11 protein-coding genes are annotated in these 12,304 nt (G+C 66.6%); 5 read left to right on the top strand and 6 right to left on the bottom strand.

Annotation, left to right across the window (positions count from 1 at the left end; translation table 11 throughout):
- Positions 1–20: 20 nt before the first annotated feature.
- Together ACQPYR_RS15920 and ACQPYR_RS15925 are read right to left on the bottom strand one after the other, a co-directional pair.
- Positions 21–692 carry a potassium channel family protein gene (locus tag ACQPYR_RS15920; protein WP_063043610.1) on the bottom strand — a complete coding sequence of 224 codons (672 nt, stop codon included), beginning with the start codon at positions 690–692 and terminating at the stop codon, positions 21–23.
- Between the two features lie 2 nt (positions 693–694).
- On the bottom strand, positions 695–1,360 hold the full coding sequence (locus ACQPYR_RS15925; protein WP_433632950.1) for a potassium channel family protein: 666 nt from the start codon (positions 1,358–1,360) through the stop codon (positions 695–697).
- A 241-nt stretch (positions 1,361–1,601) separates the two neighbouring features.
- Here ACQPYR_RS15925 and ACQPYR_RS15930 point away from each other — a divergent pair, with 241 nt between their 5' ends.
- The 3 genes from ACQPYR_RS15930 (at position 1,602) to ACQPYR_RS15940 (ending at position 5,444) form a co-directional block, all read left to right on the top strand.
- Positions 1,602–3,590 carry an APC family permease gene (locus tag ACQPYR_RS15930; protein ID WP_433632952.1) on the top strand — a complete coding sequence of 663 codons (1,989 nt, stop codon included), beginning with the start codon at positions 1,602–1,604 and terminating at the stop codon, positions 3,588–3,590.
- Positions 3,587–5,206, top strand: coding sequence for a class I SAM-dependent RNA methyltransferase (locus ACQPYR_RS15935; protein WP_433632954.1), 1,620 nt, complete (start codon positions 3,587–3,589; stop codon positions 5,204–5,206). The genes ACQPYR_RS15930 and ACQPYR_RS15935 overlap by 4 nt, the downstream gene beginning before the upstream one ends.
- A 97-nt stretch (positions 5,207–5,303) precedes the next feature.
- Positions 5,304–5,444 (top strand): DUF1330 domain-containing protein, encoded by a 141-nt coding sequence (locus ACQPYR_RS15940; protein ID WP_433632956.1) that lies wholly within the window; start codon positions 5,304–5,306, stop codon positions 5,442–5,444.
- Between the two features lie 3 nt (positions 5,445–5,447).
- On the opposite strand, the gene ACQPYR_RS15945 is transcribed toward ACQPYR_RS15940, so the two are convergent.
- From ACQPYR_RS15945 to glsA, 3 genes are all read right to left on the bottom strand, one after another.
- Positions 5,448–6,251 (bottom strand): enoyl-CoA hydratase, encoded by an 804-nt coding sequence (locus ACQPYR_RS15945; RefSeq protein WP_433632958.1) that lies wholly within the window; start codon positions 6,249–6,251, stop codon positions 5,448–5,450.
- A 63-nt stretch (positions 6,252–6,314) separates the two neighbouring features.
- On the bottom strand, positions 6,315–6,998 hold the full coding sequence (locus tag ACQPYR_RS15950; protein ID WP_433632960.1) for an SIMPL domain-containing protein: 684 nt from the start codon (positions 6,996–6,998) through the stop codon (positions 6,315–6,317).
- A gap of 79 nt (positions 6,999–7,077) precedes the next feature.
- Complete coding sequence (gene glsA / locus ACQPYR_RS15955; protein WP_433632962.1) at positions 7,078–8,943, bottom strand: glutaminase A; 1,866 nt, start codon at positions 8,941–8,943, stop codon at positions 7,078–7,080.
- A 201-nt stretch (positions 8,944–9,144) separates the two neighbouring features.
- Between glsA and dxs the strand changes: the two genes are divergently transcribed.
- Positions 9,145–11,043 carry a 1-deoxy-D-xylulose-5-phosphate synthase gene (gene dxs / locus ACQPYR_RS15960; protein ID WP_433632964.1) on the top strand — a complete coding sequence of 633 codons (1,899 nt, stop codon included), beginning with the start codon at positions 9,145–9,147 and terminating at the stop codon, positions 11,041–11,043.
- 163 nt (positions 11,044–11,206) lie between these two features.
- Here the strand turns inward: dxs and ACQPYR_RS15965 are convergent, their stop codons facing one another.
- On the bottom strand, positions 11,207–11,776 hold the full coding sequence (locus ACQPYR_RS15965) for a CGNR zinc finger domain-containing protein (protein ID WP_433632966.1): 570 nt from the start codon (positions 11,774–11,776) through the stop codon (positions 11,207–11,209).
- A 107-nt stretch (positions 11,777–11,883) separates the two neighbouring features.
- On the opposite strand from ACQPYR_RS15965, the gene ACQPYR_RS15970 reads away from it, so the two are divergent.
- Positions 11,884–12,300, top strand: a complete 417-nt coding sequence (locus ACQPYR_RS15970; protein ID WP_433632968.1) for an SRPBCC family protein — start codon at positions 11,884–11,886, stop codon at positions 12,298–12,300.
- Positions 12,301–12,304 lie beyond the last annotated feature (4 nt).

Below are 12,304 nucleotides of genomic sequence, written 5' to 3' on the forward strand. Positions count from 1 at the left end.
ATATCAGCCTTGTCGGGGAGTCAGGGTTTGATGCCGTGCGTGGCCAGCGCCACCCGCAGGTCTTCCTCGGCCTCCACGGAGGTCACGAACAACAGCTCGTCATCGCCCTCGAAGGGGTCGTCGGGCTGTGGCACGATCACGCGGCCGCCGCGCAGAATCGTCACCAGGGCGGCATCGCGCGGCAGGGTGAGCGTGCGGACCGGCTTGCCCGCCAAGGCGGTATCGCTGGGCAGGGTGATCTCGACCAGATTGGCCTGACCCTGCCGCAGCGTCATCAACCGGACCAGATCGCCGACCGAGACCGCCTCTTCCACCAGCGAGGCCAGCAGCCGCGGCGTCGACACCGCGACATCGACGCCCCAGGACGCGTCGAAGAGCCATTCATTGCGTGGGTCGTTGACCCGCGCCACCACCCGGCGCACGCCGAATTCGGTCTTGGCGAGCAGGCTGTGCACCAGATTTGTCTTATCGTCACCGGTGGCGGCGATGACGACCTCGTAGGTCTGCAGGCCCGCGTCCTCCAGCAGTGCGAGTTCGCACGCGTCGGCATGGACCCAGATGGCATCCGGGATGGCGGCGGGGTCGATGTGGTCGAGCTGGCGCTCGAGCAGCATCACCCGATGGCCGCCGCGCAATAGCTCCCTGGCTATCGATCGGCCGACGGCGCCGGCTCCGGCGATCGCCACTTTCATGTTCAGTCCTCGCTTGCTGGGGGCTTACCGGCCAAGGCGACGGCCTCGCCGACGGACCCGGAGGTGGCTGCGACATAGACGACGTCGTCGGCCTGGACCACGGTCTTGCTGTCGGGGAGCAGGCCCTGACCGAACCGGATGATGAAGGCGACTCTTGCGCCCACGCTGCGCTCCAGATCGCGCACGGTGCGTCCGTACCACTCCTCGTGCAGTGTCAACTGGGCTACCGCAACGGTGCCCGTCGGATCCCGCCAGGTGGTGGTGCCGCCGTCCCCGATCAGCGTGGTGAGGAAGCGGTCGGTGGTCCATGGCACGGTGGCGATGGTCGGAATGCCGAGGCGCTCGTAGACGGCGGCGCGTTTGGCGTCGTAGATGCGCGCGACCACGCGCTGCACACCGAACATTTCCCGGGCCACCCGCGCGGAGATGATGTTGGAGTTGTCGCCGGAGGAGACTGCGGCGAAGGCGTCGGCCCGCTCGATTCCCGCGCGGGTCAGCACATCCCGGTCGAAGCCGACACCGACCACCCGCTCGCCCGGAAAGTCCTCGCCGAGGCGCAGGAAGGCGCTGTGGTCCCGGTCGATCACGGTGACCTCATGGCCGACCCGGACCAGGGCGCGTGCCAGCGATGAGCCGACCCGTCCGCAACCCATGATCACTACGTACACCGCAACCTCGTTCCTGGAAACTGTGTTCAATTGGCGGCACTCGCAGGCCCTACGTGGTTACGCAAGCCACCGCCTCCGGGCCGTGAGCTCGCCCGCGGGGCGTTCGGTTTGCTTACCTCGGCATCGAACCGTACCCGCCAGATGTTTCCATGGCCCAATTTCCCCTCCGCCTGTCAACCAAACATACGACGCGAACCGGCCGAGGGAGCGCTGCATCCTGCGGGGATCTATGCTCGCTCCAGTGTCCAAGTTGACGACGGCAGCCAAACGTTTGCTGCTGGGCAGGCCTTTCCGTAGCGATGCGCTGGGCCATACCCTGCTGCCGAAGCGAATCGCGCTTCCGGTGTTCGCCTCCGATGCCATGTCCTCGGTGGCCTACGCTCCGGAGGAAATTTTCCTCGTTCTTTCGGTGGCAGGCATTTCTGCCTACGTCTATGCGCCCTGGGTTGGTCTGGCCGTCTCATTCGTGATGGCCGTGGTGGTCGCCAGCTATCGGCAGAATGTGCACGCCTACCCCTCCGGCGGCGGTGACTACGAGGTCGCCACCACGAATCTCGGGCCCAACGCCGGGCTCACCGTCGGCAGTGCGCTGCTCGTCGACTATGTGCTCACGGTGGCGGTATCCATCTCTTCGGCGGCGTCGAACATCGGGTCCGCGATTCCGTTCGTGGCCACGCACAAGGTGTTGTTCGCGGTCGTCGCCATCGTCGTGCTGACATCGATCAATCTGCGCGGCATCCGGGAATCGGGTGTCGCCTTCGCGATTCCGACCTACGCCTTCATTTTCGGCATGTTCGCGATGCTGGGGTGGGGGCTGTTCCGCATCTTCATACTCGGCGACGACCTGCGCGCCGAATCGGCGGGCTTCCAGCTCAATGCCGAGGAGGAGCACCTATACGGACTCGCGTTCACCTTCCTGATCGCGCGGGCGTTCTCCTCCGGCTGTGCCGCGCTCACCGGTGTCGAGGCGATCAGCAATGGTGTGCCCGCATTCCGGAAACCCAAGTCGCGCAATGCCGCGACCACGTTGCTGATGCTCGGCAGCATCGCGATCGCACTGCTGATGGGCATCATCATCCTGGCCCAGAAGATCGGGATCGTCTACGCGCACAACGAATCCGAGTTGATCGGCGCCCCTCCGGACTACCACCAGAAGACGCTCATCGCCCAGCTGGCCGAGACCGTTTTCCACGGCTTCCCGATCGGCTTCTTCTTCATTACCACGGTGACCGCGCTGATCCTGGTGCTCGCCGCGAATACCGCGTTCAACGGCTTCCCGGTGCTGGGTTCGATTCTGGCGCAGGACCGTTACCTGCCACGGCAGTTGCACACCCGTGGCGACCGACTGGCGTTCAGCAACGGCATTCTGTTCCTCTCGGGTGCGGCCGTCGCATTCGTCGTGGTGTTCGGCGCCGAGGTGACCAAGCTCATCCAGCTGTACATCGTCGGGGTGTTCGTCTCGTTCGTGCTCAGTCAGACCGGCATGCTGCGGCACTGGACCCGGTTGTTGCGCACCGAAACCGATCCGTCGCAGCGGGCGCGGATGAAGCGTTCGCGGGTGATCAACGCGATCGGGCTCAGTGCCACCGGGACGGTGCTGGTCATCGTGTTGATCACCAAGTTCTTCGCCGGTGCCTGGATCGCCATCTGCACCATGGTGTCGATCTTCGTTGTGATGAAACTCATTCGGCGGCACTACGATTCGGTTTCGCGAGAACTCGATGAGCACGAATGGGACGGTGTGCTGCCGAGTCGGTCGCATTCGATCGTGCTGGTGTCCAAACTGCATCTGCCGACGCGCCGGGCGCTGGCCTACGCGCGCGCGACCCGCCCCGATACTTTGGAGGCGGTGACGGTGAACGTCGACGAGGCCGACACCAGGGCGCTGGTGCGGGAGTGGGAGCGCAGCGATATCACGGTGCCGCTCAAGGTGATCGAATCGCCCTATCGCGAAATCACCAAGCCGGTACTGGATTATGTCAAGCGGGTGCGGCGCGATTCGCCGCGCGATGTGGTGACCGTATTCATTCCGGAATACGTTGTCGGACACTGGTGGGAGCAGATTCTGCACAACCAGAGCGCGTTGCGGCTCAAGGGCAGGTTGCTGTTCGAACCGGGTGTCATGGTGACGAGTGTGCCGTGGCAGTTGACGTCGTCGGCGAAGGCCAGGCAGGCCGGTGTGGTGAATGCGCCCGGTGCGGTACGGCGCGGGTACGAGGACCGAGGGTGACCGACTGGCGCGCGAACACCTTCCAGGTGCGGCTCGGGCCGCCCGGGCACGGGGGGTTCTGTGTCGCACGGCACGAGGGCCGGGTCGTCTTCGTGCGGCACGGGCTGCCCGATGAACTGGTTCGAGTGCGGGTCACCGAGGATCGCGGGGGTTCGTTCTGCCGTGCCGATGCGATCGAAATCCTGGAAGCATCCCCGGATCGCGTTCCCGCCACCTGTCCCGTCTCGGGTCCCGGTGGCGCGGGCTGCTGCGATTTCTCCTTCGCCACCCCCGCCGCGCAGCGGGCGCTGAAGGCGGCGGTTGTGGCGGAGCAACTGCATCGCATCGCCGGAATCGAACGAGATATCACCGTGGAGCCGATCGCCGGATATCCGGCCGACGCCACCGGCGGCTGGCGCACTCGCGTCCGCTTGGCCGTTGACGCCGAGGGCCGAGCCGGAGTGCACGGGTACCGCAGCACCGAGGTGATCACCGATCTGCGCTGCCCCCAACCGGTTCCGGGTGCGATGGCGGGCATTGCGGACCGCATATGGACTCCCGGCGCGGATCTGGTAGTCGCGGTCGACGGTGACGGGATGCGGCACATCGTCGAGTTGGCTCCGTCGGCGGTTGCGGGACGTGCTGAGTCCGAACGGCCTTCGAGGCGAGGTCCGGATCGGCGTGGCAGGCGGGACACAGACCGGCGTTCCGGAAAGCGTCGCACCGCTGAGCGGGGGCCTGGCAGCGAGTCGCCGCGGACCGGTGCACGTGGACACGGCGACGAAGGCCGTCGGGGCGGATCGGAATGGCGGCGTACCGATGACGCAGACGGCCCTGAGGCCCTGCCCGGCGATGCGGATGGTCGCGGTCGTCGTGCCGAACCGGGGCACGATGGCGAGTGGGATCGGGGCAGGCGTCGGGATCGATCTCGTCGTGACGAGTTCGACGGCGCAGGCTCGCGAGGCAGCGACCGGTCCGGATCGGTTGGGGGAGAGGGGGTTCGGCGGCGGGCGGCGGCCCGGCGGGCGGCGACGCACGCCGCTCGGGACGAGTGGGTGATGGGCGGCAGCGGTCGGACGGTCGAGTATGTGGCCGGACGGCGGTGGGAGCTCGCGGCAACCGGGTTCTGGCAGGCGCATCATGGTGCGGCGCAATGTTATTCGGATGTAGTCGCGGGGTGGGCTGGGCTCGGTCACGGGGAGCGGGCATGGGACCTGTACAGCGGCGTAGGGGTTTTCGCGGCCCGACTGGCCGGACAGGTCGGCCAGACCGGTTCGGTGCTCGCGGTGGAATCGACGCGGTCCGCGGTCGCCGACGGTAGTGCCGCGCTGCGCGATCTGCCCTGGCTGGACCTGCGCGCCCAGCGTGTCGAACACTGGCTGGCCGAACACGCCAGCAGCGCCGCCCCGGATGTGGTCGTCCTGGATCCACCCCGCGCGGGCGCGGGTAAGGAGGTGGTCACCGCCGTGACCACAAGCGGCCCGTCCGGCGTCATCCATATCGGTTGCGATCCCGCCTCATTCGCCCGCGACCTCGGCCTCTACCGATCGGCGGGCTACCACCTCGCTGAGCTACGCGCCTTCGACGCCTTCCCAGCCACCCACCACGTCGAATGCCTCGCCCTACTGGAGCGTTGAAGCCCTGTAACGCCTGGCGCAGAGCAGGACCGCCCGCGATAGCGCCATACCGCCGGTCCCCGGGCGTCGGAGTCGGCATCATCAGCGGCGCCCCGGTATGCGGCTGATGTCGTTCCCGGACGAGCCTTCATTCCGCGAGTGGGCGGATTCCCCTGAGTACCAGGAGATCTCGAAGGACCGCCACGCGGGCGCGGATACGGTGACGTTGCTGATCAATGGCATAGACCGCCGCTCGTGACGGTCAGTCTTCGTATACCGGTGGCCGCCGGTCGCGCCGCGCCCGGATGGCCTCGTCGAAATTCTCGGTGGTGAGTCGGACGTAGAGCTGGGACATGCCCTCGTGCTGCATATGGGATTCGAAACCGCCGGCCTCCATGCCGCTCCACAGCATGCGTTTGGTGAGTTCGGTACCCACGCGGCTGAAGCTGATGATGCGTTCGGCCAGGTCGTAGCAGGCGTCCAGGAGTTTGGCGGTGGGCACGACGCGCGAGACGAGGCCGATCCGCTCGGCCTCGACCGCGTCGACATCCCGGCCGGACAACATGATTTCGAAGGCCCGCGAGGCGCCGATGGCGCGCGGCAGCAGATAGCTGATGCCCAATTCCGCTGAGGTGAGGCCGTTATTGATGCCCGCCGCGCGAAAGTAGGCGTCCTCGCCGGCGATTCGGATATCGGTGGCGACACTGAGACAGAAGCCACCGCCGATTGCCGCACCGTTGATCGCGCCGATGACCGGCTGGTTCATCCGCCGCAGCGTGATCATCACATCGTTGAGCAGATCCATCGAGCGCCGCGCAACGCTGGTTTTGGTGAGACCTTCGGTATTGGGAATCCGGCCCGCGTTCTGCAGATCCGCGCCGGAGCAGAAGCCCTCGCCCGCGCCGGTGAGCACCACGACCCGCACTTCGTTATCGGCACTGACCGTTTCGAGGGCCTCGCGCAGCGGGATCATCACATCGAAGGCCATCGCGTTCATCCGTTCCGGCCGATTGAGCGTGACCAGCGCGACCTGCGGTCGCGGTTTCTCGATGAGCACGAACGACATGCGGACCCCTTCAGACGCGATGAGGCCCTCACTATACCCAAGCAAGCGTTAGGTTAGATGGAATCAGTCGAGCTGCCAGGTCGCGCGGATGGCCGCCGAGATTTCGGATTCGCCGAGTTCGACCGGAACCGGAGCGCCACCGTAGGACTCGTTCATCGGGGCCGACATGGCCATGAGTCGGGGCGTGGCGGTCGCAGTGGAGGTGGCGTTCTCGGTGATTTCGAGAACCGGACCGAGGGTCCGCCGAGCACGGTCCGCATACTGCTCAGCCTTTGCGAGCGCGTTGTCCCAAGCGGCATCGCGGGCGCGGCTCAGCAGGCTCTCCTGATCGGCGAAACCGAGATCGAGGCCGCCGAGGCGGACATCGTCACCACCGGCGTCGACACAGTTGGCGATGATCGTGGCGGGGCCCGGATCCGCGGTTTCGCCGATATCGCGCAGCACGACGGTGAGGTCGGTGGTCGCGACGTAACCGGTGATCTTGGAGCCACCGCCTTCGAGCCAGACGGTTTCGGTGCGCACCGACAGTCCGCTGGTGGCGATATCGGTGCCGGGAACGGCATCGGAGCGCAGCGATTCGGTCACTGCGGCGACGCGCTCACCGGCCTGGCCGTAGGCGAGCGCGACCTTGCCGGCCCGGGTTTCGATGGAAATGGTGACGCGCATCAGATCCGGGGTGGCGCGGGCGCTGCCGGACCCGAGGGTGGTGACCGTGCCGGCGGTGTCGTGGGACTTCTTCTTGCTCACGGCGCTCTCCTGACTTCATCGGTTTCAGACGCAACGGTCGATGCTTCGGAAATGTCCCCCTCGACCCGGGCAAAACCGGTCAATAGTCGCCGCCGCGCACGGCGATCGCGCGTACCGCCGCATCCATCTGCGCATACGCTCCTGTGGCGAGTCGCTCGAGCAGCGCGAGCTTGAGGTCCGGTGCTTGCTCGGTGAGCATGTCGAACCGCTCCGGACGCAGAACCGCTACGCGCACCGCGCTTTCCGCACGTGTCTCGTTCACGAACGGTGTCCCGACCAACATCGGGACCTCGCCGAATGACATTCCCGCCGAAAGCGATATCAGCCGATGGGGCCGGGCATCGGCGCCCTCGAAGGTGATCCGGACCCGGCCCTCGAGAATCAGATACAACCCGGAGCGGGTGCTGCCGCGCTCGGCGATGACCTCGCCGCGGGCAATGGTGCGCACCTCGAAGTCCTTGGCCAGCCGGCTGCGATCATCCGGAGCGAGCGCCGCGAGTGCGGGATGGTCCTCGATCGCCAGGGACGTGCACGCCGGTTCGTCCGCGGGCCGATGGTGATCGAGGACGATGTCCTCGCACCATTCGGTCGCGGTATCGCGATCGATGAATACTCGCCCGCGCGGGTCGGCCGGATCCAGGCTGGAGACCAGATGCCCCAGTTTGCTGTCCGGGTCGACAATGGCGACGTAGCAGCCCGCGGCGGCGAGTTCGATCTGCAAGGCATCGAGCATCTGAACCGCGATCCCGCTGACCTCACCAACCCGCCGCAGGTCCACCACCAATGCCGCCAACTCGCGCGCCTGCTCCTCGATCGCGCGCACCGCCCGCTCCGCTCCGGTGAACAGCAGGTCGCCGTGCAGTTCGTAGACGCGGGCGCGGTGCCCGAATTCGGCGAGGACGTCCAACTCGTCGGTGGTGCGTCGCAGCCGTGAGGGCACCTCGGCCACCGTGTACGCGGCGCGGATCGCGGTGCGCGCAGACCGGGTGACGTGCAGGAAGTGCAATTCGAGCCGCTGCGACAGCGCCCGGCAGGCGGCGACACCGCGCACGCTGTTGCCGTGCTTGTCCAGTCGAGGGGAATAGACGGCGATGCCGATCTGGCCGGGCAGCACGGCCAGGATGCCGCCGCCGACACCGCTCTTGGCGGGTAGACCGACGGTGGTCACCCAGTCGCCCGCGGCGTTGTACATGCCGCAGGTGGTCATCACACTGAGCACGCGTTCGGTGAGAGCCGCGGTCAGTGCGCGTTCGCGGGTCAGCGGGTTGAGTCCGTTATTGGCCAGCGTCGCGGCCATCAGCGCGAGGTCGCGGCAGGTGACATCGATCGAGCACTGCCGGAAGTACCGGTCGACCGCCTCGTCCGGATCGGATTCGATGATGCCGAAGGAGCGCAGCATGTAGCCGATGGCGCGATTGCGGAATCCGGTGCGCGCCTCCGATGCGTACACCGCCTCGTTCATGGTGAGCCTGCGCCCGGCGAAGCGGGAGTAGCAGCGCCGGATGCGCCCGAAGCGGTCGGTCGGGTCGCGGCCGGTGATGAGTGCGGCCGCTGTGATGGCGCCCGCATTGATCATCGGATTGCGTGGGCGTTCGGTCACCGGATCCAGACTGATCTCGTTGAACGCGTCGCCGGATGGTTCGACATCGATGTGCTCGGCGACGGTCGCGATGCCCCGATCGGCCAGTGCCAGTGCGTAGGTGAATGGTTTGGAGATCGACTGGATGGTGAACTCGGTGGTGACGTCGCCGGTACCGTAGACCCGTCCGTCCGCGGTGGCCAGGCACAGTCCGAACGAATCGGGTTGTACCGCAGCCAGTTCGGGGATGTAATCGGCGAGTTCCCCGGAATCGTCGGCGCGGCACAGTTCGTAGACATCGGTGACGATGCGTGCCACGACGCCGGGGTCGACCGTTTGCGGAACCTTCTGCTCGGGCAGGGCCACGGGTCCACTCTAAGCTGGGTAACGTTAGGTGGACCGGCGAACTCGTCCGCCCGAGCGTGTCCTCGGATGGGTGGCGATTCGTGTGGAGGCTCACACTTCCACGCGAAGTCGGCTGGTGGCGGGGCATTGTCGTGCGGAGCCACTGGCGCGGCTCCGTAGACTGATCGGATCAGATGCGCTATCCGGAGGGAGCGAGTTCAGGTGGGAGTGCTTTCCCGGGTCGATACGCCCGAAGACCTGCGACGGCTGACCGTTGCCGAATTGGGTGAACTGGCGGAGGAGATTCGCGAGTTCCTGGTGCAGAAGGTCGCCGTCACCGGCGGGCACCTCGGCCCCAATCTCGGCGTGGTCGAGCTGACCATCGCACTGCACCGGATCTTCGACTCGCCGGCCGATCCGTTGATCTTCGACACCGGGCATCAGGCCTACGTGCACAAGATCCTCACCGGCCGCAAGGATCAGTTCGACACGCTGCGCAAGCAGGGTGGATTGTCCGGCTACCCGAGCCGATCCGAGAGCGCCCACGACTGGGTCGAGTCCTCGCACGCCTCGGCCTCGCTGTCCTATGCCGACGGTCTGGCGAAGGCCTTCGCACTGACCGGACAGAACCGGCATGTGGTCGCGGTGGTCGGCGACGGCGCGCTCACCGGTGGCATGTGCTGGGAGGCGCTGAACAATATCGCTGCCGCGCCGGACCGGCCCGTCGTCGTGGTGGTCAACGACAACGGCCGCTCGTATGCGCCGACCATCGGCGGCCTCGCCGACCGGCTGACCGCGCTGCGCACCCAGCCCGCCTACGAGCATGCGCTGGATGCGGGGAAGCGGATCCTCAAGAGCATTCCGCGCGTCGGTGAATCCGCGTACTCGATGGTGCACGCGGTGAAGGCCGGGATCAAGGATGCGGTGAGTCCGCAGGAGCTCTTCAGCGATCTCGGGTTGAAGTATGTCGGGCCGGTGGACGGCCACGACACCGTCGCGTTGGAAGCGGCGCTGCGTCGCGCGAAGGATTTCGGCGGGCCGGTGGTCGTGCACGTGGTGACGCAGAAGGGCCGCGGCTACTCGCACGCCGAGAACCACGTCGCCGACCAGATGCACGCCTGTGATCCGATCGACCCGCTCACCGGCCGCCCGCTCGGCGGCCCCAAGGCGCTCGGCTGGACCTCGGTGTTCTCCCAGGAGCTGATCGCGCATGCGGAGAAGCGCGACGACATCGTCGCGATCACCGCGGCCATGCCCGGACCGACCGGCCTGGCGGCGTTCGGGGAGCGGTTCCCGGAGCGGATGTTCGATGTCGGCATCGCCGAACAGCACGCGATGGCCTCGGCGGCCGGACTCGCCCTCGGTGGCATGCATCCGGTGGTGGCGATCTACTCCACATTCCTCAACCGCGCCTTCGATCAGTTGCTGATGGATGTCGCGCTGCTGAAGCAGCCGGTGACGGTGGTGCTGGATCGTGCCGGGATCACCGGTCCGGACGGCGCCTCGCACAACGGCATGTGGGATCTGTCGGTGCTCGGCATCATTCCGGGCATGCGCGTCGCGGCCCCGCGCGATGCGGCGACATTGCGTGAGGAGTTGGCCGAGGCGCTCGCGGTGAGCGACGGACCGACCGCCATTCGCTTCCCGAAGGGCAGTGTGGCCGAGGATATTTCGGCCGTCGAGCGGCTCGATGGGGTCGATGTGCTGCGGCTGCCCGAGCGTGAGGGCGGCTCTGCTCGAGCTCAGCGCGGTGATGTACTGCTGGTCGCGGTCGGACCATTCGCATCGACCGCGGTCGCGGTCGCGGATCTGCTGGAGCCGGAAGGTATTTCGGTCACGGTGATCGATCCGCGGTGGGTGCTGCCGGTTTCCGATACTGTCGTCAAACTCGCCGAAAACTACCGTCTTGTAGTGACTTTGGAAGACGGCGGTCTGCACGGCGGCATCGGATCCACCGTATCCGCGCGCTTGCGCGGTGCGGGCTTGGATGTGCCGACCCGCGATCTCGGTGTGCCGCAGCAATTCCTGGACCATGCGTCGCGCAACGAGGTGCACGAAGAGCTCGGACTGACGGCTACCGATATCGCCCGCCGCATCTCGGGCTGGCTCGACGCACGCTGAGTCAGAGGTTGTCGCTCTGGCGCCGACTGGCGCTGGGCGGCACCATCATTGGTGCTTTCGACCGGTGATCGCAGGGCGCGATCGACGGGTTCCTCGGTGCCGGTCCACTTCGGCACGCTCTGCTCGCCGTCCCGTAAGCGATCGCCTGTCTGCGCGACTGCGACTATCGTGCTGCGTTACGGCGATGGGAGGCACGGACTTTCACGCGATTGCCGCAGACGTCCATCGAGCACCAGGTGCGGCCGCGGTTGCGGGAATGATCGTAGAAGGCCCAGCGGCAGCTCGGTTCTCGGCAGGTCTTGAGGCGTGACCAGGTGCCTGCTGCGACGGCGGTGGCGACGTCGGCGAGCAGGGTGGCAAGAGCGTGGTCGACGCCGTCGTTGGTGTGCGGGACCAAGCGGGGCGGGGTGCTGGTCACGTCCAGAGTCAGTGGCAGCGCCACGGTGAGCGCGGCGAGTTCGGTGCGGGCCGCCGGGTTCAGACCGTCCGGACGGGGGCTGGTGACGGGTTCGGCGTTGTTCGTGGCAAGTAGGGCGCGCAGCCCCTCGCGGACTCGGATGGTTCGCTGTCGTGCGGCCGTATCGGCTGAGCCCTCGGGCAGCAATTCGTGTGTGCGGAGCCAATTCGTCAATTGCTCGGGTGTGCCGATGGCATCGCCGTCCGCGCGGCGGGTGTTGACGAATTCCACCAGACGAGCGAGTGCCGCAGGTGCGGCATCGACTGTTTCGGGCATGAAATCAATTATAACCACCCATTGACGATGGCTGGTTACTTAACTACCGTTTGGCGAACAGAAGTTATCCAGAGCGAAGACTCCGCTCCGGTACAGGAGGATCAGTCATGGGATCGGTCAAGAGGGAGATCATCGTCGAGGCGCCCGCCGAGGAGCTGTGGGCGATCATCGGCGACTTCGCACAGGGCCCGGTTCGAATGGCGCCCGGATTTGTCACCGACAGCACCCTCGACGGTCCGGACCTGCGCATCGTCACCTTCGCGAACGGCACAGTGCTGCACGAACGGTTCATCGCGCTCGACGAAGCCGAACGCCGGATCGTGTTCTCCATCGTCGGCGGGAGCGTAACCCCGGAGCACGACAGCTCGTCCATGCAGGTTTTCCCGCACGCCGACGGCAGCCGCTTCGTCTGGATCCACGACACCCTGCCGCACGAACTCGCGGACGCATTCGGCGCGTCCATGGAGCACGGCCTGCAGGTCTTCAAGCAGTCCGTCGAGACCGCCGTCGTGACCTCGTCCTGAACGC

The sequence above is a fragment of the Nocardia sp. CA-120079 genome (assembly GCF_050955745.1).
Lineage (GTDB): Bacteria > Actinomycetota > Actinomycetes > Mycobacteriales > Mycobacteriaceae > Nocardia.